Raw genomic sequence first — 25,755 nt, forward strand, 5'->3', positions numbered from 1 at the left:
TCAAGGCATGCCCCCGCGCGCACGTCTATCCACGGGCCGAAGTCCCCCGGCATGGAAAGGGTGTCATGGACCTGATTGCACTGCTCGACCGGTTGGGAGAAGGCAATACCGCCGCCCTGTTCGGCCTGATCGCCGGCGTCATGTTCGGCGTGGCCGCGCAAAGGTCGCGCTTCTGCCTGCGCGCGGCGACGGTCGAATTCGCCCGCGGCCGGATGGGCAGTTCGGTTGCCGTTTGGTTGCTGACCTTTTCCACCGCGCTGGTCTGGGTGCAGGCGGCGCGGCTGGCCGGTCTCATGGACAGCGACGAGGCGCGCATGATGGCCGTACCGGGAAGCTGGTCGGGCGCGATCATCGGCGGGCTTCTGTTCGGCGTCGGCATGATCCTGACGCGGGGCTGCTCGGGGCGGCTTCTGGTGCTGGCGGCGACGGGGAACCTGCGCTCGATCGTGTCCGGGCTGATCTTCGCGGTCGTCGCGCAGATGAGCCTGCACGGGATGCTCGCGCCGCTGCGCAACGCGCTGGCCGGGATGTGGGTGACATCGGGCGGGCACAACCTCGATCTTCTGGTGGCGCTGGGGCTGCCGTCATGGGGCGGGCTGGCAACCGGAGGCGCCATCGCGGCCCTTGCGCTGGTGCTGGCCCGCGCCAACCGGATCGGCCCTTCGCGGCTGGTCTTCGCCTCGGGCGTGGGCTTTTCGGTTGCGGTGGGCTGGGTGCTGACCTATGCGCTGGCGCAGGTCTCCTTCGAGCCGGTTCAGGTCAACAGCATCACCTTCACAGGCCCCTCGGCCAACATGCTGATGTTCGTGCTTGACAGCAACCCGCTGCTGCGCTTCGACATCGGCCTGATCCCCGGAGTCTTCCTGGGCGCCTTCCTCGCCGCGCTGCTCACGCGGGAGCTGAAATTCCAGGCCTTCAGCGGAGTCACACCCATGCGCCGCTCCATGGTCGGGGCGGCCCTGATGGGCTTTGGCGGCATGCTGGCGGGGGGATGCGCGATCGGCGCCGGCGTCACCGGCACCTCGATCCTTGTCGGCACCGCGTGGCTGGCGCTGTTCAGCATGTGGGTCGGGGCGATGGCCACGGATTTCCTGCTCGACCGTGGCCCCGAGGCCCTGCCCGCCTGAGAGGGGCACCCGTGTCCGGCGAGGGGGCGCTGCCCCCTCCGGGCCTGTGGCCCGTTCACCCCCGGAGTATTTGGGGGCAAGAGGAAGGAAGGGGTGTTGCCGCGCCTTTCCGGAAAGCCTTTTGCCAAGGCTGTGCGGTTGCGGGGGCGGGTGCATGCCCGGGCGCAAGTGCCTTGAGCCGGCCATGAAGACCGCCATGCCCGCAGGATGAAAAGGATTGCCGTTACCGGGAGGCGGAAATCATGACAACGCCCCCCTTCCTTCCTCTTGCCGGAAGTACTCCGGGGGTGAATTGCCCCGGCATGGGGCAAGAGGGGGCAGCGCCCCCTCCCCGCCTGCCGTTCCTGGCCCGGGTCCGTCAGCGGCCGGCCCGTCGCGTCCCGCTCAGTAGCTGCCGGCGATCAGCCCCATGCTTTCGAGCTTGAGCAGCACCTGGTGGGCGCAGTGATCGACCTCGACATTCTCGGTATCGAGCCGCAGTTCTGGGTTTTCCGGCACGTCATAGGGGTCCGAGATGCCGGTGAACTCCTTGATCTTGCCCTCGCGCGCCAGCTTGTAGAGGCCCTTGCGGTCGCGCCGTTCGCACTCTTCGAGGCTGGTCGCCACATGGACCTCGACGAAGGCGCCATACTGCTCGATCTCCTCGCGCACGGCGCGGCGGGTGGCGGCATAGGGGGCGATCGGCGCACAGATGGCGATGCCGCCGTTCTTGGTGATCTCGGCGGCGACAAAGCCGATCCGGCGGATGTTGAGATCGCGATGCTCCTTGGAAAAGCCCAGCTCGGACGACAGGTTCTTGCGCACCACATCGCCATCGAGCAGCGTCACCGGCCGCCCGCCCATCTCCATCAGCTTGATCATCAGCGCATTGGCAATGGTCGATTTTCCCGAGCCCGAAAAGCCGGTGAAGAACACGGTGAAGCCCTGCTGGCTGCGCGGCGGATAGCGGCGGCGCAGCTGCTCGACCACCTCGGGGAAGGAAAACCACTCGGGGATCTCCAGCCCCTCGCGCAGCCGGCGGCGCAGCTCGGTCCCCGAAATGTTCAGGATCGTCACCTTGTCGCGGTCGGGGATCTCGTCGGCCGGCTCGTACTGGGCGCGTTCCTGCACATAGACCATGTGCTTGAAGGGCACCATCTCGATGCCGATTTCCTCCTGGTGCTGGCGGAACAGCTCCTGGGCATCATAGGGGCCGTAGAAATCCTCGCCGGCCGAGTTCTTGCCGGGTCCGGCATGGTCGCGCCCGACGATGAAATGGGTGCAACCGTGATTGCGGCGGATGATGCCGTGCCAGACCGCCTCGCGCGGGCCGGCCATGCGCATGGCCAGGTTGAGCAGGCTCATGGTGGTGGTGGCCGCCGGATACTTGTCCAGCACCGCCTCGTAGCAGCGCACGCGGGTGAAATGGTCCACGTCGCCGGGCTTGGTCAGTCCCACCACCGGATGGATCAGCAGGTTGGCCTGGGCCTCGCGGGCGGCGCGGAAGGTCAGTTCCTGGTGCGCCCGGTGCAGCGGGTTCCGGGTCTGGAAGGCGACGATGCGGCGCCAGCCCAGCTTGCGGAAATAGGCGCGCAACTCGTTCGGGGTGTCGCGGCGGGCCTTGAAATCGTAATGCACGGGCGGCTGGATGCCGACCACCGGCCCGCCCAGATAGACCTTGCCGGCGGTATTGTGCAGATAGTTCACCGCCGGATGGGCCACATCATCGGCGCCAAAGACCTTATCGGCCTCGCGCGCCTTGTCCGGCACCCAGCGGTCGGTGACGGTCATGGTTGCCAGGATTACCCCCTCCTGGTCGCGCAGGGCGATGTCCTCGCCGATCTCGATGCTTTCGGCAAATTCCCTGGACACGTCCAGCGTGATCGGCATCGGCCACAGCGTGCCGTCGGCAAGGCGCATGGTTTCAACGACGCTGTCGTAGTCCTCCTCGCTCAGGAACCCCTTGAGCGGATTGAACCCGCCATTCATCAGCAGTTCCAGGTCGCAGATCTGGCGGGGGGTCAGATCGTGGCTTTTCAGACCGGCGGCCTCGGCCTTCAGTTTCTGGGCGGAATCATAGGAAACATAAAGCTCCGAGATCGGAGCGAGGTTCGCAAGCATCGTCATGTCAAATCTCTCAGGTTGCCCGTATCGCGGACCCTGCCGGCCCGATCACGCGGGGGCATAGCCGCTGAACGGGGAAAATGTCCAGTTGGGCCGGCAAAAAACGGCGAAAATCGGGATGATGTCACGCCCCGCGGCACCAAAGCACACCGTTTTCCCCGAGACGCGCCGATCCGGAGGCAGACGATCTCCGCCCGCACGCACGCGGCCCCGCCCTTCCTCTTGCCTCAAATACTCCGGGGGTGAACGGGCCGCAGGCCCGGAGGGGGCAGAGCCCCCTGCCGCCCCTCAACCGGCCTCTTCGGCCGCCAGAAAGGCCTCGGCATCCAGCGCCGCCATGCACCCCATGCCCGCGCTGGTCACCGCCTGGCGATAGACGTGATCGGTCAGGTCACCGGCCGCAAACACGCCGGGAACCGAGGTCCGGGTCGAACCCGGCTCGACCTTCACGTAACCGCCCATATGGGTCTCCAACTGGTCCCTGACCAGTTCGCTGGCCGGCGCGTGACCGATGGCAATGAACACCCCCTTGCAGGGGATTTCGGTCACGTCACCCGTCTTCACGTTCCTGACCTTCACGCCCGTCACCGCCAGCGGATCCTCCGAACCCAGCACCTCTTCCAGCGTGTGGAACCACAGCGGTTCGATCTTCGGGTTGCGGAACAGGCGCTCCTGCAACACCTTTTCGGCGCGCAACTCGTCGCGGCGGTGGATCAGCGTCACCTTCGAGGCGAACTTGGTCAGGAACAGCGCCTCTTCCACCGCCGTGTTGCCGCCACCGACCACCACGATCTCCTCGCCGCGATAGAAGAATCCGTCGCAGGTGGCGCAGGCACTGACGCCGTGGCCCTTGAACTTCTCCTCGGAGGGCAGCCCCAGCCATTTCGCCCGCGCCCCGGTGGCGAGGATCACCGCATCGGCGGAATAGACGGTGCCACTGTCACCGCTGGCACGGAAGGGCCGCTGCGACAGATCCAGCGCGGTGATGATGTCGGATACGATCTCGCAGCCGGTGGCTTGCGCATGCTCCTGCATCTTCATCATCAGATCCGGGCCCTGCACCTCGACAAAGCCGGGATAGTTTTCCACCTCGGTCGTCATGGTCAGCTGCCCGCCCGGCTCCATCCCCTGAACCAGAACGGGTTCGAGCATGGCGCGCGCGGCATAGATGCCCGCCGTGTAGCCGGCCGGGCCCGAGCCGATGATCAGAACCTTCGTGTGACGCGTGTCGGCCATGATGTCCCCCATTCGTCTGGCACGGCCCGGCCGATCGGAAGATCGCAGCGGGGCCGCATTTGCGGCATTGCGGCGTGGATATAGACACCCCGGCCGGCGGCGGAAACCCCCCATCCTGCCGCATGACGCCCGGCACCGGCGCGCGAACAAGATTGTTGCGCCGCAGTGAAACATTGTTGCGCACGCTCGGGGCGCTGCTATAAGAAACGCAAAATTCTGGGAGCCTGAAATGGTCGCCTCACGACTGGACCCGATTGACCGAAAAATTCTGGCCGAGCTTCAGGCTGATGGCCGGATGACCAATGTGGAACTTGCCAGACGCGTGGGCATATCGGCGCCTCCCTGCCTGCGACGGGTGCGCGCGCTCGAGGAATCGGGGCTGATCCGCGGCTATCACGCCGACATCAACGCCCGCGCGCTGGGCTTCGAGGTGCAGGTCTTCGTGATGGTCGGGCTGGACAACCAGGCCGAATCGGCTCTCAGCGCCTTCGAGGAGCGCTGCCGCAACTGGCCGCTGGTGCGCGAATGCCACATGCTCAACGGCGAGGTGGATTTCATCCTCAAATGCGTGGCACCGGACCTCTCCAGCTTCCAGAGCTTCCTGACCGGAGAGCTGCTGACCGCCCCCAACGTCGCCTCCGTCAAGACTTCGCTGGTGATCCGCGACGCCAAGGACGAACCGGGCGTGCCCTTCGACGTTCTCGAAGAACGCCTCGGCCGCGCCCCCTGACCCCGCAGCGCGATCGCCCGACCGCCTCCCGCACTACGCCCCCCGCCTCTTCCTCTTGCTTCCAAATACTCCGGGGGTGAACGGGCCGCAGGCCCGGAGGGGGCAGAGCCCCCTGCTCCGCCCCCTCCCGCCACCGGCCGCCCGGAGGCCGGCGCGCTTCAGGCAGTCAGCGGTACGGGGGTTGCATCACCCGCGCGCGGACAGGCCAGCGGCCCGAAATCGGCCGCATCGCCCACATGCGGAAACAGGCTCAGAAACAATGACTTCATCGCGTGGCTGGTCATGCGCAGCGCATTGATGCCGGGGTGGTAGGTCTCGAATTCCAGCCCCGAAACCCGGATCACCGCGTGCCGCTCGAGGCAGAGATGATACAGCTCGACCGGAGTCGGCGGGGCGGTCTCGATCACGCTCAGGCCATCGACGAATTCGGAGACCGGAACCAGCGTCGGCGCACTTCCCAATATCCGGCGCAAATGCCCCGGCGTGCGCAGGATCCGCGCGGCCGGGCCGGCGATGATGGAGGACATCGGCCGCTCGATCCCGAAACTGTCGGACATGATGCGGGTCAGCGCAACGCTTCGGCCCGAGGCATCCGGCCGCCCCGGCAAGACCTGCGTCGATCCTTTCCACATCACCGGCAGGGCCGGACCGTCACGGGTCACGACCCGGTCGCCGGGCATGATGTCCTCGATCGCCATCGGCCCCGATTCGGTTTCGATCAGCGAACCGCGCGAGAAGGCGCAGAAGGCGTTCTCGAACAGCGGCAGGACCGGCGTGATATGGGTATGCTCGATGATCTGCCCCTTCTCGCCAAGCGCAGCGATACGGCAGCGACGAAGCTGCGGCCGGTTCGGGCTGCGCATGGCAGCCGGATCCTTGAGAATGGCGCTGGTCTCGATTGCGTTGCGCGCCGCGCGAACGAGCGTGTGGGGGATCGCCATCGGTCATGCCCTTCCAGGTCGGGTCACATCCGCGTCGGCCCCCACCGACAACGACAGACGGACAGGTTTTGAAGTTGTCAGCATCTGAAGTACCCAAATCATGTCCAATTCCCGCCGCAATTGTCAAAATTCGGCCAATACTGTCCGCGAATCCGTCACCAGTCCCCCGCACCGAATCCGATCTTTCACGCAGCATGAACAGTCCTGCCACAATTCGCCGGGAATCAGTCAGAAGATGCCGCCCCACCCGAACCGGGCGGGACGGCCTATCGCTCCCGGTCGACACACGCTGCCTCCGGCCGGGACCGTTCAACGCCGCGCGACAACAGGGTGCCGCTGCCAGAGTGGAGGATTGTCAGGCCGAGCGCAGCGAAGCCTTTTCGGAAGAACCACGGCGGCGGACGACGAATCCGGCCCGGCGCGAACCGCGCGCCCAGGGCATGGGCGTATCGCAGGATTTCGCGGTCTTGATCACCGACTTGATGAAACGGGTTCCGGTCTTCATGATTTGATGCTCCTGCCAGTCTTGGTCGATCCGGTTATCGGGCCGGTTGTTGCCGGGCCGAGGCGCCTGCCCGTGTTGCGGTCCGCGTCTTGCCCGGGTTCAGACTCGCGAAGCATTGCGGCAGAGTTTGGGCCGGTTGGGGGAAATTCCGGGCCAGGCGCCCCGAACCGAACCATGTAGCGGGCCATGTGCCGAACGGGGTATCGGACAAGGTTGCGGCAGGAACCCGGCCGGTTCAGAGGCGGATGGCCGACAGCAGCCGTCCGTAATCGGCCTCACCCCGGTGCACGCTTCGGCGGTATGAGAAGAACCGCCGGGGATCGGAATAGGTGCAATGGCCGGTCCATTCCGCCCGCCCCACCCCCGCCCGGCGCAGACGGTCGAGCCCGTGGCCGGGCAGGTCGAAATGGTACCGGCCGTCCTTTCCGGGCGCGAAGAAGCGCACGTTCCCGGGATCGTCGGCGACGAAACTGGCCATGAGTTCAGGCCCGACCTCGTAGGCCTGCTGCGAGATCGCCGGCCCGATCACGGCCACGATCCTGTCGCGCCGTGCCCCCAGCGCCTCCATCGCCTCGACCGTCGCCTCCAGCACACCATCCAGCGCGCCGCGCCATCCGGCATGGGCGGCGCCGATCACCCCGGCAGCATGATCGGCAAACAGCACCGGCTGGCAATCGGCGGTGAGGATCGTCAGCGCCAGCCCCGGCGTCGCGGTCACCATCGCATCGGCCTGCGGGCGGCCCTCCATCGGGCCGGTGACCTCGATCACCCGGGCGGAATGCACCTGATGCAGGGCGACCAGGTCTTCCGGCGCCACCTCCAGCGCCTCGGCCACCCGCCGGCGGTTGAGCGCGACCGCCTCCGCCTGATCGGAGGAACCCGGTCCGCAGTTCAGCCCCTCGAAGATGCCCGACGAGGCCCCGCCCCGACGGGTGAAAAACCCGTGTCGCAACGGGGAAAGCCGATCCGAGGTGAGGATTTCCAGCGTCATGGGTCCAGTCCGGGCGGTGGGGTGGCACCCGGCGGATGAAGGCCGAGCACCTTGAACAGGTTTCCCATTTCGTCGGGGTGCGTCAACCGGCGATATGCGGCCAGATGGGCCTCCAGCCTGTCCCCGTCCAGCGCGCGGGCCAACGCCTGCGCCCGGGCGGCAATCCCCAGCCGTTCGAGGAAAACCCCCTGCGGGGTCAGGCGGCCATGGGCGCTTCCCGCCTCTGCTGCCGCCCGGGCCAGAGCCTCGAAATCCACATGCGCCGTCAGGTCGGCCCGGCCGGGCTCTTCCAGCGGGTCGGCGAACCGGTGCCCCTTCAGCGCCTGAAAGGTATCGCCCAGCGACCGCCAGCCGCCGTAATCGACGATCAGCGCCGCGCCGCCATGACGGGAGATTCGCATCGCCAGCTGCGCCATTATCGGCCCGGCGCCGGGGCGGATCTCGACCACGTCGCCTTCGCGGGTGTCGGCCAGGCGATGGGCCAGCGCCGGCACCGCTGCCGGAGGCGCCAGTCCGAAGCCCAGCGCATCACCGCTCAGCCCCACGAGCCGCTCGGACCAGCCCGTGCCGGAGCGGACGAACTGCCGGATCGGCAGGGCGTCGAAGAACTCGTTGGCAACCAGAAAAAGCGGCCCCTCGGGCAGCCGGGAGGCATCGTCAAACCATTGCGGATCATGGCTGCCAAGCCTGCGCGCCTGCTCCGCACGCAGCGCCGGCGAGACCTCGACCAGCGCGACCCGGGCAGCGTCGAGGAAACCGGGCACGGCCCGCGCGGCGCGCAGAAGATCGGCCATGAGCGTTCCCCGTCCGGGGCCCAGCTCGGCCAGGGTGAAGGGGGAAGGGCGGCCCTGATCCAGCCAGCACTGCGCCAGCGCCAGGCCGATCAGCTCTCCGAACATCTGGCTGATTTCCGGCGAGGTGGTGAAATCGCCCGCAGCCCCCAGAGGGTCGCGGGTGACGTAATAGCCATGCACCGGGTGCAGAAGGCACTCGGCCATGTAGTCGGCCAGGCTGACGGGACCGCCCGCGCGGATCCGGGCGATCAGCTCGTCGCGCAGGCTCATGCAGCTTCGGATTGACGGCGCGCGCGCAGGACAAACCACAGCCCGACCGCGATCATCGGCAGCGACAGCGCCTGCCCCATGGTCAGGCCATAGCCGTTGATCTGGAAGGCAAGCCCCAGCGGGTTGCCGGGGGAAATGAACTGCGCATCCGGCTGGCGAACGAACTCGACCAGGAAACGGGCGATGCCATACCCGGCAAGGAAGACGCCAAGAACAAGGCCCGGGCGCTTCAGCGCCCCGCGGCGATAGACCAGCCACAGCAACACCGCCCCCAGCACGATTCCCTCGAGTGCCGCCTCGTAAAGCTGCGAGGGATGGCGCGCGCAAAGCCCCTCGACCCCGGGGCAGAACTGGGCCGCCGCCCCCGGAAAGATCACCCCCCATGGCAGATCGGTGGGGCGCCCCCAAAGCTCGGCATTGATGAAATTGGCGATGCGGACCAGAAACAGGCCCGGCGCAACCGTATGGGCGATCATGTCGGCCGCCGCCAGCCGGGGAATCCCGTGCCGTCCGGTATAGATCCAGGCGGCGATCACCACCCCGAGGAACCCGCCATGGAACGACATGCCGCCCCGCCAGACCATGAGGATCTCGGCCGGATTGGCCAGGTAATAGCCCGGCTGGTAGAACAGCACGAAGCCAAGCCGCCCGCCCGCGATCACGCCGATGATGATCCAGGTCAGAAGATCCTCGATCTGCCGGTCCGTCATCGGCGGCGCGCCGCCCGGCCACAGATCGGCCCGGCGAACCGCGCGCAAGGCAAGGCGCCACGCGATGAGAAGGCCGAAGATGTAGCCCAGCGCGTACCAGCGCAGGGCGAACTCCATCCCGAAAATCGTGATCGAGAAGAGTTCGGGCGAGATATCGGGGAAACGGATGGCTGCCTGCATGGCGGCAGACATGGCCTCCCCGAAGCTTCAAGTCAACACTGCCCGGTTGACCTTGCCGTGATCGGCGCCCTGGCGCATACAGGGGGCAACATCCCATACCGGAGACCCTGCCATGCAGACCCGCAACCGAATTCTCGACGACATCTCGCAACTGATGACCAACGCGATGGGCGTGGCCCAGGGCGCGCGGGAAGAGGCCGAAACCGCCATGAAGTCGATGCTCGACCGCTGGCTGGCCGGTCACGACTTTGTGACCCGCGAGGAATTCGACGCGGTGCGCGAAATGGCCCGCAAGGCGCGCGAGGAAAACGCAGCCCTCGAGGCCCGGATCAAGGCGCTCGAAGAAAAACTCGGCAAGGACTGACCCGCCGCCAAGGGCATCCCCTGCACAACCCGGCTCTTTTTCTGGCCACAAATATCCCCGCCGGAGGCATCGCGCGGAACGCGCGATCTGCGGCCCCGCAGGGACAGGGGACGACGGACAAGGGATCAGGCGCGCGGGTGAGCGCGCTCGTAAACCTCCATCAGGCGGGCGCTGTCCACCGCCGTATACGCCTGCGTGGTGGACAGCGATGCGTGCCCCAGAAGCTCCTGGATCGCGCGCAGATCTCCGCCCGCGGACAGAAGATGCGTGGCAAAGCTGTGGCGCAACGCATGCGGCGTGGCGCTTGCCGGCAGGCCCAGCTGCATCCGCACCTGCGCCATGACCTTCTGGATCGCCCGCGGCGACAGCGCCCCGCCGCGCACGCCGCGAAACAGCGGCGCCTGCGCCTCGCACGGCCAGGGGCACAGGCGCAGATACGTCTCTACCGCGTCGCGGGCCGCATCGATCACCGGAACCACGCGCTCCTTGCCGCCCTTGCCCGTGATCCTGAGCACCCCCGGCAGGGGCGCATCCGCCCCCTTCAGCGACAGCGCCTCGGATATCCGCAGGCCGCAGCCATAGAGCAGCGTGACCACCGCCACGTCACGCGCCGCCACCCAGGGCGTCGCCGAGAACACCTCCACCCCGTCGATCACCGCCCTTGCCGCATCCTCGGCCAGCGGACGAGGCAGTTTCCTGCGAAACTTCGGCGCCCGCGTGGACAGGACCGCGGTGGGTTCGAAGCCTTCGCGCTCGGCCAGCCAGCGATAGAAGGACTTGACCGCCGAAAGCTTGCGCGCCAGCGAACGCGCGCCGATCCCGCGCCCGCGCATATGGGCCATCCACGCCCGCATGTCGCCGACCCCGATCCGCTCCAGCGCCGCCAGCCCCTGCGGCGCCCCCTTGTGCACGGCCATGAAGGAGAGGAATTCCGCCACATCCCCGCGATAGGCCGTCACCGTGTTGGCCGATGCCCCCGCCAGCGCCTGCTGCCCCTCGAGCCACAGCCGCAACGCATCGCCGGCATGTGGCGAGATCGCGCTCATCCCAGCCAGCGGCGCATCGCGCGTTCGAACACGCCGCCGAAGAAGGCCAGCAGGTCGGTGCCGTGCTGAGGCGTGAACTGGTGCGGGTCCTCTGCCCCCAGCGCCAGCATCCCCGGCAAGCGCCCCGGCCCCAGATCCAGCCGCAGGCAGGCCTCGGAGCGGATCCAGTCCGCGGCCTCGCCATAGACGCGCGGCGACCCGTCCTGAATCTGGCGCAGGCTGACCGCGCGCGCAGGACCGCCACGCCCGCGCGTGAGGTAGTCGTCGCAAAAGCCCGGCTCGGCCACGGTCAGGATGCCGTCAAGCCGGGAAATCGCTCCATCCGCCGTCTCCTGCGCCGATTCCAGCACCAGGCGCACCGCATCGACCCGCAGGATGTCGGCGACCTCGCCGCCCAGATCGCGCAGAAAGGCCTCGAAATCCGGCGCCTCCAGCAGGCGCAGAACCGCGCGGTGGATCTGGTTGGTGCCGGCAAGGTTTTCATAGGCGGCGGCGATCACGCTGCGATGGGTGTCCTCGAGCCGGTCCAGCCGGGATTCGAGCCGCTCCATCGCGATGCCGCGCAGATCGACGATGTTGCCGCCCATCGCCTTCTCGTTCGCGGCGATCAGCGCATGCATCACGTCCTTGTCATCCAGCACCGCATCGGGGCGGGAAATGATCACGCTGCGCAGGGTTTCATCCAGTTTCGGACTGCTGCTCATGTCTGCCTCGGTTCGTTTTGCGCGAGGTTATAGCACGCATTTTCGGCGGAGCGGTCAAGAAATCGCCCCGGTGGCGGGATTTTTTCCGCAGCAAACCGGGCGGGGCGCAGGATGCCGCCCGGCTTCGGAACGATCTCAGAGGATCTTCTGCCCGGTCTTTTCCCAGTCGGCCAGGAAGGCGGCCAGCCCCTTGTCGGTCAGCGGATGGCCGGCCATGGCCCGGATGACGGCCGGCGGAGCGGTGACCACGTCGGCCCCGATCCGCGCGCTCTCGGCGACATGGTTCACCGAGCGGATCGAGGCCGCCAGGATCTGCGTGTCAAAGCCGTAATTGTCGTAGACCCTGCGGATATCGGCAATCAGCTCCATCCCGTCGAGGTTGATGTCATCAAGCCGCCCGATGAAGGGGGACACGAAGGTCGCCCCGGCCTTGGCCGCCAGAATCGCCTGGTTGACGGAAAAGCACAGCGTGACGTTGACCATCCGGCCTTCGCCGGTCAGCACCTTGCAGGCGCGCAGCCCGTCCCATGTCAGCGGCACCTTGACGGCGATGTTGGGGGCGATTTCGGCCAGCTTGCGGCCCTCGGCGATCATCGCCTGCGCCTCCGTCGCCACCACCTCGGCGGAAACGGGGCCGTCGATCAGCGCGCAGATCTCGCGCGTCACCTCCAGGATGTCGCGGCCCGATTTCAGGATCAGCGACGGGTTGGTGGTCACGCCATCGACCATGCCAAGCTCGTTCAGCTCGGCAATGGCGTCGATTTCGGCGGTATCGACAAAGAATTTCATCTGCACGCATCCTTTGATGGGTTGGCCTTGCTCGGCCTTGGCATTACCCCATGAGGGCAGCGGCGGAAACCCCCGCCGCCACCCCGTCGGTTGCCGGATGACGGCAGGCCGGGGGAACGGTCGGGGCGCGCGGACCCGGGCGGCCAGACGGATCAGGGAACATGGCGCAGGCGACGACAGACCCGGATTTCTTCGACGAAGGCGCGCTGGTGGCGGTGCTGACCACCCAGCCTCTGGACCGCATGCTGGACTATCGCGCGCCCGAAGGGGGCTGCGCGCTCGGCGCTTTCGTCGAGGTGCCGCTGGGCCCGCGCAAGGTGATCGGCGTGGTCTGGGGGCCAGGCAAGGGGGATTTCGACCTCTCGCGGGTGCGCCGGATCGTCCGGGTTCTGGACGCCGCGCCGATGCGCGAGGAATTGCGCCGCTTTCTCGAACGGGCGGCGGACTATACGCTGACACCCCTGCCTCTGATGCTGCGGCTGGCCACGCGCGCGCCGGGGCTGGGCGATCCGCCGTCGATGCGCAAGATCTATCGCCGCGGCCCGCACCAACCCGGGCGGATGACCGATGCCCGCCGCCGGGTACTGGAGGTACTGGACGAATTCGGCGGCCTTTCCTTCACCCTGGGCGAGCTGGCCCGGCAGGCGGGGGTGACGCCCTCGGTCATCAAGGGGCTGGTGGCGCAGGGCGCGCTGCGCGAGGAGGCCGCCCCGCGCGACCTGCCCTTCCCCGCGCTCGATCCCTCCCGCCCCGGCAAGGCGCTGACCCAAGATCAGGCGGCAGCGGCCCGGCGCCTGCGCGAAGGGGTGCGCTCGGGGCGCTATGGCACCACGCTGCTGTGGGGGGTGACCGGATCGGGCAAGACCGAAGTCTATCTCGAAGCGGTGGCCGAATGCCTCTCCCGCGGGCGGCAGGCGCTGGTGCTGATGCCCGAAATCGCCCTGACCGGCGCGTTCCTGGCCCGGGTCGAGGAACGCTTCGGCGCCCGGCCGGCGGAATGGCATTCGGGCGCCACCATGACCGAACGCCGCCGCATCTGGCGCATGGCCGGGCAGGGCAAGGCGCCGCTGGTGGTGGGCGCCCGCTCGGCCCTGTTCCTGCCGTTCCGCGATCTGGGCCTGATCGTCGTGGACGAGGAACATGACGCCTCATACAAGCAGGAGGACGGGGTGCTCTACAACGCCCGCGACATGGCGGTGCTGCGGGCCTCGATCTGCGACGCGCAGGTGGTGCTGGCCTCGGCCACCCCCAGCCTGGAAAGCTGGAGCAATGCCGAGGCCGGAAAATACGAGCGGCTGGAACTGGGGGCACGCTTCGGCCCGGCGATCCTGCCCGAGATGCGCGCGATCGACATGCGGGCCGAGAAGATGCCGCCCGGCAGCTGGATTTCCCCGACCCTCAGGCGGGCGGTAGAGGACCGGCTGGGCCGGGGCGAGCAGGCGCTGTTGTTCATCAACCGCCGCGGCTATGCGCCCGTGACGCTGTGCCGGGCCTGCGGCCGGCAGATCGGCTGCGATCATTGCGACGCTCGCATGGTCGAGCACCGCTTTCTGAAACGCCTCATGTGCCACCAGTGCGGACAGACGCAACCGATCCCCGACAGCTGCCCCTCATGCGGAGTCGAGGGACGCCTGGCGCCGGTGGGCCCCGGAATCGAGAGGCTGGCCGAAGAGGCCGCGGCAGCCTTTCCCGAAGCACGGCTGGCGGTGCTGAGCTCGGACCTGTTTGCCAGCGCGCGGGCGCTCAAGGCCAGGGTCGAGGAAATCGCCCGGGGCGCGGCCGACATCGTGATCGGCACCCAGCTGGTGGCCAAGGGGCACAATTTTCCGCGGCTGACGCTGGTGGGGGTGGTGGATGCCGATCTGGGCCTGCAGGGGTCGGATCTGCGCGCGGCCGAGCGGACCTTTCAGCTGATGCGGCAGGTGGCGGGCCGGGCGGGGCGGGCGGAGCGGCCGGGGCTGGCGCTGCTGCAGACCCATCAGCCCGATCACCCGGTGATCCGGTCGATCCTGTCGGGGGACGAGAGGGGGTTCTGGCAGGCCGAGGCCGAAGCGCGCCGGGCCGCGGGCATGCCGCCCTTCGGGCGCCTGGCCGGCATCATCCTGTCGGGAACCGACCTGGCCGCAGTCTCCGATCTGGGCAATCGCCTGGCGCGCGCCGATGCGCCGCTGCGGCAGATAGGGGCGCAGGTTTTCGGCCCCGCCCCGGCACCGATCGCCCGGATCCGGGGGCGGCACCGTATGCGCCTGCTGGTCAGGGCCGACCGGGCTGCACCGCTGCAACAGGCCATAGCGCGCTGGATCGCGCCTGTGCGGCTGGGTGGCGATTTGCGGCTGGCGGTCGATATCGACCCGCAGAGCTTTTTCTGACCCTGCCGGTCCATCCTTGCGGCTCCGCCGGCGGGCTTGGCGCGGTCGGAAATCGCGCGCGGGTCGCGCGCGATGCCTCCGGCGGGAGTATTTTGGGCAAGAGGAAGGGTGCCGGGATCAGGAAGGCAGGCTGTCGCGCACGGCCTCGGCCGCGCGGCGTTCGAACGCGCCAAAGCGCGCCATGGTTTCGCGGATTGCCCGCAGTTTCGGAAGCCGCGCGGCATAGTCTTCAGGGGAGGCCGCTGCGACCGCCCGGAGGATGTCGGCCTCGCTTTCGCACAGGATCATGCCCGAGGGGTCCACGAAGCGGTCGATGTTCGGGCAGCCCCAGTAGATCGGCACCGTGTCGCACAGCACCGCGTCCACCAGCTTTTCCGAGAAGTAGTTGCGTTCGCGCACGTTCTCGATCACCACCGAATAGCGATAGGGTGCCAGTCCCTCGGCCTTGCGCGCGAAGGGGCAGTAGCCGCGCCCGAGGATCTCCACGTCCTGCCCGCTGTGCCGCAGCCGCTCGGCCACCGCGTGGCGCAGCCGGTGCCCTTCGGATTCGCGCCTGGCCGAGGCAATCAGAGACACCATGCGGGTCTTCTGCGGATCGAGCTGGCGCCATTCCGGCACCCATGTGCTGCCGAAGGGGAAGAAGATTCCGTTCGGGATCCGGGCCAGCAGGTCTTCGTTGAAGCTGAGCACCCGAAAGAAGCGGCGATGCGTCAGGCGCAGCAGGCGCAGATGCCTTGCGTGAAAGGTCGAAGGTTCGCCGAAGACCAGCGAGAAGCGCGCCCGGCTTCCACGTTTCAGGCGGAAATGCACCGAGGAATTGGGCAGGGTGATGAGGTGATCCTCTGGGCCGAGATCGCCGACCACGCCGCCCTCGAGCCGTGATGGCAGCCCCAGAGGCCAGCTGAGACGTTCCAGCGGCATGCGCGCCAGCGCCGGGCCCAGCCGGGTTCCATAGGGCAGAAATCCGATCGCGGGTCCGGTGGTCATCGGGGGCGCTCTCCTGTCGCGGCTGGCCTTGGTGCCGAACTACAGGTCTTCTGCCCCCGTTTCCAGATCACGGCATTCAGGTCATGCCATCCCGACCGGGCCGCCTTCGCGCCCGGGCGCCGGTGCGGCCCTGCATCAATGCACCGGGACCGGTGCCAAGTCGTGCTGCCGGGCGAGGAAAAAGGCCAGGCGGCGGTCGGCCACCAGCGCAAGCTGCTGGCCGTCCGCGTCATGCACGGCATAGAAATGTTCGCGATTGCCGGCGCCGGCCCGGATGTTCTCGGGCAGGTCGGCAACGTCCACCGCCTTTACATAGACGATCCGGCGGCCTTCATCGTTGAAATCGAAAGGCGTATTCATCGCTTACCCCCTCTTGATCTTGATCGTCTGCACCACCGTCTCGGGGCGGGCCAGGGCAAGGTCCACATGCAGAAGCCCGTTTTCCAGCACCGCTTCGCCAACCTCGACCCCGTCGGCCAGGACGAACACGCGCTGGAACTGGCGCGCGGCGATCCCGCGATGCAGGAACACCCGGCCTTCGCTGTCGTCCGTCTGGCGGCCGCGGATCACCAGCTGGCGGTCCTCGACGGTAATGGACAGGTCCTCCTCGGCGAAACCGGCCACGGCCAGCGTGATCCGATAGGAATGATCCGAGGTCTGTTCGATGTTGTAGGGCGGGTAGCCTTCGGTGCCGGCCTTGGCCGTCCTCTCCAGAAGGCGTTCAAGCTGCTCGAACCCCAGAAGATGCGGGTATGAAGCAAGGGTAAGTTTCGACACGTTTCTCGTCCTTTTGCCAAAGCGACGTTGAGCTGCGGCCCCGAAGCGGCAACCGCATTGCCCGGAATATGGGAAGATTATCGCGCGTTAACAAGAGCTAGGAGATTTTTCCCGTTCGGCGTATCCTTGCGCACACGCGATCATCACCAGACCGAGTCGCCCCATGAATGCCCCGACCGACATGTCCATGAAGACCGAAGAAGTCCTGCGCGTCGAGCTGGAGGTCTTTCGCCGACAGCATCGGGATCTCGACGAAGCGATCGCCGCGTTGCAGGAAAAGGGAACAGCCGATCAGCTCACGCTCAAGCGCCTGAAGAAACAGAAACTTCGCCTGAAGGACCGCATCGCCTTCATCGAGGATCAACTGACCCCCGACATCATCGCCTGAGGGCGTGTCCACCCCTCCCGGCGCGGGCGCATCCGCGCGCATCACCGCATTGCCCGCCGCCCGGTTTCGGCTATAGTGCGCGCTCTTTCAGCACGAGGGAGTCGCAATGGCCGAAATCCGCGTTGGAATCATCATGGGCAGTCAGTCGGACTGGCCCACCATGAAAGAGGCCGCCCGGATCCTCGACGAACTCGGCATCGCCCACGAGAAGCGAATCGTGTCCGCCCATCGCACACCCGACCGGCTGTGGGATTACGGGCGCGGGGCGGTCGAGCGCGGCCTGCGCGTGATCATCGCCGGCGCGGGAGGGGCTGCGCATCTGCCGGGCATGATGGCCTCCAAGACCCGCCTGCCGGTGATCGGCGTGCCGGTGCTCACGCGCGCCCTTTCGGGGGTGGATTCGCTTTACTCCATCGTGCAGATGCCGCGCGGCTTTCCGGTGGCGACCATGGCCATCGGCGCGGCGGGCGCAGCCAATGCCGGGCTGATGGCGGCGCAGATCCTGGCACTGTCCGATCCGGCGCTGGCAAAGCGGCTGGAAGCATGGAGGGCCGAGCTGTCGGCCTCGATCCCCGAGGAGCCCCGCGATGACGACTGAGCCGCTTGCCCCCGGATCGGTGATCGGCATCCTCGGCGGCGGGCAGCTGGGGCGGATGCTGTCGGTGGCGGCCGCCCGGCTTGGCTATCGCTGCCACATCTTCGAGCCGGGCGAGAACCCGCCCGCGGGCCATGTGGCCGAACGGATAACCTCCGCCGGCTATGACGACAGCGCCGCCCTGTCGGATTTTGCCGAACATGTGGACGTCATCACCTACGAGTTCGAGAACATCCCCACCGCGGCGCTCGATCTGCTGGAGGCGCGGGTGCCGGTGCGGCCCAGGCGCGAGGCCCTGCGCGTGAGCCAGGACCGGCTGACGGAAAAGACCTTCCTGAACGATCTGGGCCTGCGCACCGCGCCCTTTGCCGACATTGCCGACACCGACGATCTGCGCGCGGCGCTGGATCGCATCGGCACCCCGGCGCTGCTCAAAACCCGCCGCTTCGGCTATGACGGCAAGGGGCAGGTGCGGATCGGCCCCGGCGACGACCCGGCCGCCGCCCTGGCCGGAATGGAGGGCGCGCCGGCCATACTGGAAGGGTTTGTCCCCTTCAGCCACGAAATCTCGGTCATCGCCGCGCGCGGCATGAGCGGCGAGATCGCCTGCTTCGACCCGGGCGAGAATGTCCACGAAGGCGGCATCCTGCGCCGCACCACCGTGCCCGCCCGCCTGTCCGCGGCGCAGCGCAGCGATGCGGTGCTGATTGCCTCGCGTATCCTGGGCGCGCTGAATTACGTGGGCGTGCTGGGGGTCGAGCTGTTCGTCACCGCCCAGGGCCTGCTGGTCAACGAGATCGCCCCGCGCGTGCACAACTCCGGCCACTGGACCCAGCAGGGCTGCGCCGTGGACCAGTTCGAGCAGCATATCCGCGCCATCGCCGGCTGGCCGCTGGGCGACGGCCGGCGCCATGCCGACGTGGTGATGGAAAACCTGATCGGTGACGACATTGCGCGCGTGCCCGAGCTGGCCCGGCAGTCGCATGTGGCACTGCATCTTTACGGAAAGGCCGAAACCCGCCCGGGGCGCAAGATGGGGCATGTGAACCGGGTCGCACCCCTGCGGGGATGAGCCGGCCACCCTGCCCCGGGCCCACCCGGCCACACGGCTCCGGGGTGTGCCGGACGCAGGCCGCGCATCATCCGCCGGTGGCGCGGCAATTGCCAATGCGGGCGAATTCCTCCATCACTGTTCCATGACACCGCAACTCAGGGCCCTGTCCGTCCATCTCTTTACCGCCACCGGAGCGGTCTTTGCCATGCTGGCCATGCTGGCCGCCGCCGACCGGGAATGGAGCCTGATGTTCCTGTGGCTGGTGGTCGCCTTCCTCGTGGACGGCATCGACGGGCCGCTGGCGCGGCGCCATCACGTCAAGCGATACGCGCCGGAATTCGACGGCGACCTGCTGGACCTGATCATCGATTACCTGACCTACGTGTTCATTCCCGCCTTCGCCCTGTTCAAGTCGGGGCTGATGGATGGCTGGACCGGCTGGGTGGCGATCATCGTCATCACCTTCGCCAGCGCCATGTATTTCGCCGATACCCGGATGAAGACGAAGGACAATTCCTTTTCCGGCTTTCCCGGCTGCTGGAACATGGTGGTGCTGGTGATCTTCGCGCTCAAGCCCAGCTTCTGGGTGATCCTGGCGCTGGTGACGGTCCTGGCCATCGCCATGTTCGTGCCGCTGAAATTCATCCACCCCGTGCGCACCCGGCGCTGGCGGCGCGTCAGCCTGCCTGCGGCGCTGGCCTGGACCTTCTTTGCCGGCTGGGCGGCCTGGGTCGACTTCCACCCGCAAAGCTGGGCGCATTGGGGGCTGATCGTGACCAGCCTCTACCTGCTGTTTGCCGGCATCGTCCAGCAGATCTTCCCCGAACGCAGCCCTGCGCAAAGAGGTCAGAAAACGTCCTGAATCTCGTACTCCTTGCCGGCATGGGTAAAGCTGTCGCCCGCCCCGAGCCCCTCCATCGCCTTGTAGATCGGGCTTTGCGGTGAAATCCCCATGAAGGTGCGGCCGCCAATTTCGAATTTCTCGGTCGCCACCGCGACGACGAAGCTCAGATCGGGCAGCAGCACCACTGCCCCGGGCTGCACCGTGTCGGTGAGCGAAAAGTCGAGATTTTCCAGCACGTCGATCTTGGCGTGATGGGTCAGAACCGGGCCGTCGAAGGCCGCCGCCAGATCGGCGTGTTCGCGCGAGGCGGCCACGTCCTCCTTGTCGTGCCCCTCGCGGTCGTCCAGCACCGATTCCCGCAGCAGTTCGTCATGATGCGCCTTGGCCGCCTCAAGCGCCTCGGCCTCGATCGCCATCATCCGGTCGCGAAGCGCCAGCTTGAAGGCGGCACGGTCCTGAATGCTGCTCATCGTCCTTTTCCGTCCCTTTTCTCTTTCCGACATCCAGCGTGGGCCGCGAATGCCCGGAACACAACCGATTTTGCGCATGCGCAGGCCCGAACCGGCGACATGACGCCGCCGGGCCACGGGCGGGGCCCCGATCTACAGCCGGGTCAGCACCACGCCAACCACGATCAGCCCGGCGGCAAGCGCCTTGCCCCGGTCCATCCGATCGCCGAAAACCAGCCACCCGATCAGCACCGCGAACAGGATCGATGTCTCGCGCAGCGCAGCCACCAGGGCGATGGGGGCCTGCGTCATGGCCCAGACGACCATGGCATAGGCGGCGTAGGATGCGGTTGCGGCCAACAGTCCCACCCCCCAGGCGCGCGGGCTGGCCCGAAGCACGACACTGCCGCGCAACCCCACCAGAACCGGGGTGTAGAAGACGGCCGACAGGATCAGAAGCCAGCCCACATAGGCCACCGCATCGCCCGAGATGCGCGCGCCCACCCCGTCGGTCAGCGTATAGCCCGCCGTCGCCACCGCCGAGCCCAGCGCCAGCGGCACGAGACGGCGCGATTCTCCCGACCTGAACGCACCCATCGACATGGTCAGGATGCCCAGGCCCAGCACGAAGATGCCCAGATATTCGGTCGGAGAAACCGGGTCCGGCAGGACCGCCACGCTGACCAGCGTCACGATCATCGGCGCCGCGCCGCGGGCGATCGGATAGACCCGGCTGAGGTCGCCCTGTTCGTAGGCATAGGCCAGAAACAGCTGATAGGCCATGTGAATCGCGCCCGAGGCGGCCAGCCAGGGCCAGACCTGCGCGGCGGGAAAGGATCGGGTGGAAACCACCACCACTCCGATCAGCGCATGCCCGAGCGTCAGGATCAGCATGGCCGTCTGCTTGCTGGTGCCGGTCTTGACCAGCGCGTTCCAGCCCGCGTGCAGCAGGGCCGCCAGAAGGACCGCGAAAAAGACCGTCGCGCTCATGGGTCAGGGTGGCGGACCGGCAGCCGCATTCCCGGCGGTTCCGCCTTCCTCGCCGCCGTCACGGGCATCTGCACGGCCGCGCCGGGGGCGCTGCCCCCGGACCCCCGGGATATTTCCGGCCAGAAAAGGACCGGGAAGAAGACCGGGGGTCATCATCGGGTGCCGCCCAGCGCCTCGTCGCAGCGCCGGCAGACGCCGGGATGCGCATGGGTTCCGACATCGGGCAGGAACTTCCAGCAGCGCAGGCATTTTTCGCCTTCGGCCTTCTCGAACACGACACCGACGCCGGGGATCTCGGGCAGGCGGAAGGCCTCGGCCGGGATAGGGTCGGCGCTGAGCACCAGGCCCGAGGTGATGCACAGCTCGTCCAGGTCGATGCCGCGCAGGAGCGCCATCAGATTGCCATCCTCCACATGCACCACCGGCGCCGCCTCGAGGCTGGAGCCGATCACCTTGTCGCGCCGCTGCACCTCGAGCGCCGCCGTCACCACCCGGCGCACCCGGCGCACCCGGGCCACGGTTTCGGCCAGCGCGTCGTCGCGCCAGCCGGACGGGGTTTCGGGGAAGTCCTGAAGGTGCACCGAGCTGTCCTCTCCCGGATAGCGCGCCAGCCACACCTCCTCCATGGTAAACACCAGAAGCGGTGCCAGCCAGGTGGTGAGGCGGTGAAACAGCAGGTCCAGCACCGTGCGCGCCGAGCGCCGCCGCAGCGTGTCGCCGTCGCAATAGAGCACATCCTTGCGGACGTCGAAGTAGAAGGCGGACAGGTCCACGGTGCAGAAGTTGAACAGGGCCTGGAACACGCCCTGGTAGTCGTAGCGGGCATAGCCTTCGCGCACATGGCCGTCCAGTTCGGCCAGCCGGTGAAGCACCCAGCGCTCCAGCGGCGGCATGCGGGTCGGATCGGTGCGGTCGGCCGGCGCGAAATCGGCCAGAGAGCCCAGCATGAAACGCATGGTGTTGCGCAGCCGCCGGTAGCTGTCGGCCACGCCCTTGAGGATCTCGGGCCCGATGCGCAGGTCTGCCGTGTAGTCGGACTGGGCCACCCACAGCCGCAGGATGTCGGCGCCATACTGTTTGATCACCTGCTCGGGGGCGACGGTGTTGCCCACCGACTTGGACATCTTCATGCCCTTTTCGTCCAGCGTGAAGCCGTGGGTCAGCACGCCCCGGTAGGGCGCGCGCCCCTTCGTGCCGCAGGCCTGCAGCAGCGAGGAGTGGAACCAGCCGCGATGCTGGTCGGTGCCTTCCAGGTAGAGGTCGGCGATGCCGTCGGGGCTGCCGTCGGGGCGGTCGCGCAGCACGAAGGCATGGGTCGAGCCCGAATCGAACCACACGTCGAGGATGTCGAAGATCTGTTCGAAATCGTCCGGATCGACGATGCCGGCGAGGAAGCGCTCCTTCGCCCCTTCGGCATACCAGGCATCGGCGCCCTCGGCCTCGAAGGCGGCGATGATGCGGGCGTTGACCTCGGGGTTTTTCAGCAGGAAATCGGCGTCATCGGGTGCCACGCCCTTCTTCACGAAGCAGGTCAGCGGCACGCCCCAGGCGCGCTGGCGGCTCAGCACCCAGTCGGGGCGGGCCTCGATCATCGCATGCAGCCGGTTGCGCCCCGATGGCGGGGTGAACCTGACCAGCCTGTCGATGGAGGTGAGCGCGCGTTCGCGGATCGTCCGGCCGTAATCGTCCTGCCCGTCGCCCACCTCGCGGTCGATGGCTGCGAACCACTGCGGCGTGTTGCGGTAGATCACCGGCGCCTTGGAGCGCCAGGAATGGGGGTAGGAATGGGTGATACGCCCGCGCGCGATCAGTGCCCCGACCTCGGCCAGCTTGTCGATCACCGCCTTGTTGGCATCGCCCTCCTTGCCCCTGGGGGTGATGATGAAACGGCCACCGAACAGCGGCAGGTCGGGGCGGAAGGCGCCGTCCTCGGTCACGTTGTGGGTCATCTTCAGCCCGTGACGCACGCCCAGCACGAAGTCGTCGGCGCCGTGGCTGGGCGCGGTGTGGACGAAGCCGGTGCCGGCCTCGTCGGTGACATGGGCGCCGGGCAGCATCGGCACGTCGTAATCCCATTCGCCCTGCCCGCCTTCGATCCCGCGGAAGGGGTGGGCGCAGATCATCAGGTCGAGCTGATCGGCGCTGACGTCGCGCAGGCGCGTCCAGCCGGTGACGCGGGCGGCCCGGAACACCTCTTCGGCCAGCCTGTCCGAGAGAAGATAGCGTTCGCCCGGGCGCGCCCAGTTGTCCTCGGGCGCCTCGGTGACCTCGTAAAGCCCGTAAGCGAGATCGGGGTTGAAGGCCACCGCCCGGTTGGAGGGGATCGTCCACGGCGTCGTGGTCCAGATCACCACGTTCACCCCCAGCAGATCCGATCGCGCACCCGTCGCCTCGACCGCCCGCACCACCGGGAACTTGACCCAGATCGTGTGGCTGGTGTGGTCGTGATACTCCACCTCTGCCTCGGCCAGCGCGGTCTTTTCCACCGGGCTCCACATTACCGGCTTCGAGCCCTGGTAGAGCACCCCGTTCATCAGGAACTTCATGAACTCACCGGCGATCACCGCCTCGGCGTGGTAATCCATGGTCAGATAGGGATCGTCCCAGTTGCCGATCACACCCAGCCGCTTGAATTCGGCGCGCTGGATGTCGATCCAGCCTTCGGCAAACTTCCGGCACTCCTGGCGGAAGTCGATCACCGGCACCTCGTCCTTGTCGCGGCCCTTCGCGCGATACTGCTCCTCGATCTTCCATTCGATGGGCAGGCCGTGGCAGTCCCAGCCGGGCACATAGCGGGCATCATGCCCCATCATCTGGTGGCTGCGCACCACCATGTCCTTGAGGATCTTGTTCAGCGCGTGCCCGATATGCAGATGCCCGTTGGCATAGGGGGGGCCGTCGTGCAGGATGAAGGGCTTGCGCCCCTCGGCCGCGCCCTTCTCGCGCAGGCGGTCATAGATGCCGATCCGCTCCCACCGCTCCAGCCAGCCCGGTTCGCGCCGGGGCAGACCGGCGCGCATCGGGAAATCGGTTCGCGGCAGGTTCAGGCTGTCCTTGTAGTCGGGGCTGTCGGCGCACATGGATCGCGTCCTTCGGATGTCGGATGGTGGTCGGGTTGTATCAAAAAGCGGTCGGCGCGAAGTTTCCAGCGCCTTTGCCCGGCGCCCGAGAGGTTTCAGAGCGCCGGGAAGATAATTCGAATGATGATGAGGCTCGGCCCGGTCATGGCGCGCCTTATAGGTGCCCGGCACCGGGACGTCCAGTGCCCCAGGCGGCGCTTTTCGCTTGCGCCGCGGGCAAAGGGGGGAAAGACTTTGCCCCGAGTCCGCCTTGGGGAATGCGCACATGAAACCACTGCCGGAAAGCCGGACCGTCCTGCTGGTGCTGCTGCTGGTCACCATTGTCGCCGGCTATCTGGGCTTTCGCTTCTTCTATGGCATCGCCGGCGATTTTCCCTTTTCGCAGGAACTTCTGCTGGTCTTCATCGGCGCCATCGCCACGGTGCTGATCACCGCGCTGCTGCTCAACCAGCAGACCGAACTGGAATTGCGCAAGGAGGGCCAGGTTCTTCTGCTCAACCAGAAAAGCACCATCTACGAGGCGCTGATCGAACATGTCGGAGAGGTGGTGGAGCGCGGCCGGATGGAGCCCTCGGAACTGGCCGAGCTGCGGATCCTCAACCACAAGCTGGCGATGATCGGCAGCGCCCTGGTCATCCGCCACTTCAACGACGTGCTGCAACGCCTCGACAAGGCGATCACGGATGAGCGCTTCGACGCGCGCGAACAGGACGACATCATGCGCTCGGTTGCCGTGCTGACCTATTACATGCGGCGCGACCTTCTGGGACGGGTCGAACACGAAGACGACTCCGCCGTCCTGCGCGACATCCTGGCCAACAACGCCGATCTTCAGGGCGAAGACGGCTCGTAGCGGCCCCGCCCCGGGACACCCCCCGCCGCGGCAGGTCAGCCGGGCTTGCGCGCAATCATCTGGACCGGGGCGATCCTGCCCGCCCGCAGATTGGCGACCACGTTGCCCATCTTCTGCCCCGCATCCGCGCCCAGCACCAGGTGCGGCCCCAGCGGCGGCGGCCCTTCGCCGCCAGCGGCCGCGGCGGCCCGGCGCGCGAAGAAGGCCTCGGCAAAGGCGGTGCGGTCGGTCTCGGACAGCAACTCCAGCCCCGCCGCGGCGATCGCCTCGCGATAGACCGCCGGTGCGGCCAGCGCGCTTTGCCGTGGCCCCTGCGCCCACGGCACGGGGTAGTCGATATCGCCCGGTCCGACCTTCATCACGTCGAAGATGGCAAGGCGCGCACCGGGCGCGAGCACGCGGGCCAGTTCGGCCACGAGGCGGTGCTTGTCGGCGATGTTCATGCCGACATGGATCATCCACGCCGCATCGAATTCCCCCGCCCCGAAAGGCAGCTCCAGCGCGCTGCCCTGCACCAGCCTCACCCGGTCGCTCAGCCCGGCCATCGCCGTCAGCGCCCGGCCGGTTTCGACGAACTCGGCGGTGAGGTCGAGGCCGACCACCTCGACCTTGCAGTCATGTGCCGCAAACCGCGCCGGTCCCCCGATGCCGCAGCCGACATCCAGAACCCGCTGCCCCTCGCGCAAGCCGAGACTCTCCAGCAGCAGCTCCGTTGCCGCACGCCCGCCGATGTGCAGTTCGTCCACCGCCGCCAGCAGCTCCAACGGCACCGGCCGCCCGGCGCCGGCCGCGCGCAGCCCTTCCTCGATCTTCTTCAGCAGCGACCCGCTGGTGTAATGATCGGCAACGTCCCGGCTGTCGGGCATGGCCTGTCCTCCC

General features: G+C 67.5%; 26 protein-coding genes. 9 read left to right on the plus strand and 17 right to left on the minus strand.

The genetic code is table 11. The features are described 5' to 3' along the window. Nucleotides 1-65 precede the first annotated feature (65 nt). Complete coding sequence (locus tag ACZ5CM_RS12340; RefSeq protein ID WP_464639072.1) at nt 66-1,127, plus strand: YeeE/YedE family protein; 1,062 nt, start codon at nt 66-68, stop codon at nt 1,125-1,127. A gap of 384 nt (nt 1,128-1,511) precedes the next feature. Here the strand turns inward: ACZ5CM_RS12340 and ACZ5CM_RS12345 are convergent, their stop codons facing one another. After that, nucleotides 1,512-3,233, minus strand: a complete 1,722-nt coding sequence (locus ACZ5CM_RS12345; protein WP_464639073.1) for a bifunctional sulfate adenylyltransferase/adenylylsulfate kinase — start codon at nt 3,231-3,233, stop codon at nt 1,512-1,514. A 285-nt stretch (nt 3,234-3,518) separates the two neighbouring features. Then, nucleotides 3,519-4,466: a thioredoxin-disulfide reductase gene (gene trxB, locus ACZ5CM_RS12350; protein ID WP_464639074.1), complete on the minus strand. Its 948-nt coding sequence runs from the start codon at nt 4,464-4,466 to the stop codon at nt 3,519-3,521. Nucleotides 4,467-4,695: 229 nt separating this feature from the next. Between trxB and ACZ5CM_RS12355 the strand changes: the two genes are divergently transcribed. Continuing rightward, the gene (locus tag ACZ5CM_RS12355; protein ID WP_464639075.1) at nt 4,696-5,196 is read left to right on the plus strand and encodes an Lrp/AsnC family transcriptional regulator; all 501 of its coding nucleotides are present in this window, start codon (nt 4,696-4,698) and stop codon (nt 5,194-5,196) included. Between the two features lie 158 nt (nt 5,197-5,354). On the opposite strand, the gene ACZ5CM_RS12360 is transcribed toward ACZ5CM_RS12355, so the two are convergent. From ACZ5CM_RS12360 to lgt, 5 genes are all read right to left on the minus strand, one after another. Next, entirely contained in the window at nt 5,355-6,137 is a 783-nt protein-coding gene (locus ACZ5CM_RS12360) for a Hint domain-containing protein (RefSeq protein WP_464639076.1), read from the minus strand. A gap of 355 nt (nt 6,138-6,492) precedes the next feature. Continuing rightward, nucleotides 6,493-6,642 carry a hypothetical protein gene (locus ACZ5CM_RS12365; RefSeq protein ID WP_464639077.1) on the minus strand — a complete coding sequence of 50 codons (150 nt, stop codon included), beginning with the start codon at nt 6,640-6,642 and terminating at the stop codon, nt 6,493-6,495. Between the two features lie 235 nt (nt 6,643-6,877). Next, nucleotides 6,878-7,633: a peptidoglycan editing factor PgeF gene (gene pgeF / locus ACZ5CM_RS12370; protein ID WP_464639078.1), complete on the minus strand. Its 756-nt coding sequence runs from the start codon at nt 7,631-7,633 to the stop codon at nt 6,878-6,880. Next, nucleotides 7,630-8,697 (minus strand): class I SAM-dependent methyltransferase, encoded by a 1,068-nt coding sequence (locus ACZ5CM_RS12375; RefSeq protein ID WP_464639079.1) that lies wholly within the window; start codon nt 8,695-8,697, stop codon nt 7,630-7,632. Before ACZ5CM_RS12375 ends, pgeF begins: the two co-directional genes overlap by 4 nt. Continuing rightward, nucleotides 8,694-9,587 (minus strand): prolipoprotein diacylglyceryl transferase, encoded by an 894-nt coding sequence (gene lgt / locus ACZ5CM_RS12380; protein WP_464642595.1) that lies wholly within the window; start codon nt 9,585-9,587, stop codon nt 8,694-8,696. Before lgt ends, ACZ5CM_RS12375 begins: the two co-directional genes overlap by 4 nt. Before the next feature lie 112 nt (nt 9,588-9,699). Between lgt and ACZ5CM_RS12385 the strand changes: the two genes are divergently transcribed. Next, on the plus strand, nt 9,700-9,951 hold the full coding sequence (locus ACZ5CM_RS12385) for an accessory factor UbiK family protein (RefSeq protein ID WP_464639080.1): 252 nt from the start codon (nt 9,700-9,702) through the stop codon (nt 9,949-9,951). Nucleotides 9,952-10,076: 125 nt separating this feature from the next. Here the strand turns inward: ACZ5CM_RS12385 and ACZ5CM_RS12390 are convergent, their stop codons facing one another. From ACZ5CM_RS12390 to fsa, 3 genes are all read right to left on the minus strand, one after another. Beyond that, nucleotides 10,077-10,997, minus strand: a complete 921-nt coding sequence (locus ACZ5CM_RS12390) for a tyrosine recombinase XerC (protein ID WP_464639081.1) — start codon at nt 10,995-10,997, stop codon at nt 10,077-10,079. After that, complete coding sequence (locus tag ACZ5CM_RS12395; protein ID WP_464639082.1) at nt 10,994-11,701, minus strand: DUF484 family protein; 708 nt, start codon at nt 11,699-11,701, stop codon at nt 10,994-10,996. The genes ACZ5CM_RS12390 and ACZ5CM_RS12395 overlap by 4 nt, the downstream gene beginning before the upstream one ends. A gap of 135 nt (nt 11,702-11,836) precedes the next feature. Continuing rightward, nucleotides 11,837-12,490, minus strand: coding sequence for a fructose-6-phosphate aldolase (gene fsa / locus ACZ5CM_RS12400; protein ID WP_464639083.1), 654 nt, complete (start codon nt 12,488-12,490; stop codon nt 11,837-11,839). Nucleotides 12,491-12,651: 161 nt separating this feature from the next. Here fsa and ACZ5CM_RS12405 point away from each other — a divergent pair, with 161 nt between their 5' ends. Next, complete coding sequence (locus ACZ5CM_RS12405; RefSeq protein WP_464639084.1) at nt 12,652-14,859, plus strand: primosomal protein N'; 2,208 nt, start codon at nt 12,652-12,654, stop codon at nt 14,857-14,859. A gap of 117 nt (nt 14,860-14,976) precedes the next feature. Here ACZ5CM_RS12405 and ACZ5CM_RS12410 read toward each other — a convergent pair whose 3' ends face one another. The 3 genes from ACZ5CM_RS12410 to ACZ5CM_RS12420 form a co-directional block, all read right to left on the minus strand. Beyond that, nucleotides 14,977-15,846, minus strand: a complete 870-nt coding sequence (locus ACZ5CM_RS12410; RefSeq protein ID WP_464639085.1) for a glycosyltransferase family 10 domain-containing protein — start codon at nt 15,844-15,846, stop codon at nt 14,977-14,979. Nucleotides 15,847-15,981: 135 nt separating this feature from the next. Beyond that, nucleotides 15,982-16,206 (minus strand): DUF1150 family protein, encoded by a 225-nt coding sequence (locus ACZ5CM_RS12415; protein ID WP_464639086.1) that lies wholly within the window; start codon nt 16,204-16,206, stop codon nt 15,982-15,984. A 3-nt stretch (nt 16,207-16,209) separates the two neighbouring features. Next, a complete protein-coding gene (locus ACZ5CM_RS12420) occupies nt 16,210-16,623 on the minus strand; it encodes an Hsp20 family protein (RefSeq protein WP_464639087.1) in 414 nt (137 codons plus the stop codon). Between the two features lie 163 nt (nt 16,624-16,786). Here ACZ5CM_RS12420 and ACZ5CM_RS12425 point away from each other — a divergent pair, with 163 nt between their 5' ends. From ACZ5CM_RS12425 to ACZ5CM_RS12440, 4 genes are all read left to right on the plus strand, one after another. Then, a complete protein-coding gene (locus ACZ5CM_RS12425) occupies nt 16,787-17,011 on the plus strand; it encodes a YdcH family protein (protein WP_464639088.1) in 225 nt (74 codons plus the stop codon). Between the two features lie 106 nt (nt 17,012-17,117). Continuing rightward, nucleotides 17,118-17,609, plus strand: a complete 492-nt coding sequence (purE, locus tag ACZ5CM_RS12430; RefSeq protein ID WP_464639089.1) for a 5-(carboxyamino)imidazole ribonucleotide mutase — start codon at nt 17,118-17,120, stop codon at nt 17,607-17,609. After that, on the plus strand, nt 17,599-18,678 hold the full coding sequence (locus tag ACZ5CM_RS12435; RefSeq protein WP_464639090.1) for a 5-(carboxyamino)imidazole ribonucleotide synthase: 1,080 nt from the start codon (nt 17,599-17,601) through the stop codon (nt 18,676-18,678). Before purE ends, ACZ5CM_RS12435 begins: the two co-directional genes overlap by 11 nt. A gap of 124 nt (nt 18,679-18,802) precedes the next feature. After that, nucleotides 18,803-19,522 (plus strand): CDP-alcohol phosphatidyltransferase family protein, encoded by a 720-nt coding sequence (locus tag ACZ5CM_RS12440; RefSeq protein WP_464639091.1) that lies wholly within the window; start codon nt 18,803-18,805, stop codon nt 19,520-19,522. Here ACZ5CM_RS12440 and ACZ5CM_RS12445 read toward each other — a convergent pair. The 3 genes from ACZ5CM_RS12445 to ileS form a co-directional block, all read right to left on the minus strand. After that, on the minus strand, nt 19,507-19,974 hold the full coding sequence (locus tag ACZ5CM_RS12445) for a hypothetical protein (protein ID WP_464639092.1): 468 nt from the start codon (nt 19,972-19,974) through the stop codon (nt 19,507-19,509). The genes ACZ5CM_RS12440 and ACZ5CM_RS12445 overlap by 16 nt on opposite strands. 132 nt (nt 19,975-20,106) lie before the next feature. After that, the gene (locus ACZ5CM_RS12450; protein ID WP_464639093.1) at nt 20,107-20,943 is read right to left on the minus strand and encodes an EamA family transporter; all 837 of its coding nucleotides are present in this window, start codon (nt 20,941-20,943) and stop codon (nt 20,107-20,109) included. Nucleotides 20,944-21,095: 152 nt separating this feature from the next. Then, the gene (ileS, locus tag ACZ5CM_RS12455) at nt 21,096-24,023 is read right to left on the minus strand and encodes an isoleucine--tRNA ligase (RefSeq protein ID WP_464639094.1); all 2,928 of its coding nucleotides are present in this window, start codon (nt 24,021-24,023) and stop codon (nt 21,096-21,098) included. 265 nt (nt 24,024-24,288) lie between these two features. Between ileS and ACZ5CM_RS12460 the strand changes: the two genes are divergently transcribed. Continuing rightward, nucleotides 24,289-24,876: a hypothetical protein gene (locus ACZ5CM_RS12460; RefSeq protein WP_464639095.1), complete on the plus strand. Its 588-nt coding sequence runs from the start codon at nt 24,289-24,291 to the stop codon at nt 24,874-24,876. A 35-nt stretch (nt 24,877-24,911) separates the two neighbouring features. Here ACZ5CM_RS12460 and ACZ5CM_RS12465 read toward each other — a convergent pair whose 3' ends face one another. Further along, nucleotides 24,912-25,742 (minus strand): SAM-dependent methyltransferase, encoded by an 831-nt coding sequence (locus tag ACZ5CM_RS12465; protein WP_464639096.1) that lies wholly within the window; start codon nt 25,740-25,742, stop codon nt 24,912-24,914. Nucleotides 25,743-25,755: the final 13 nt, after the last annotated feature.

It is taken from the genome of Piezobacter thermophilus (assembly GCF_055386745.1).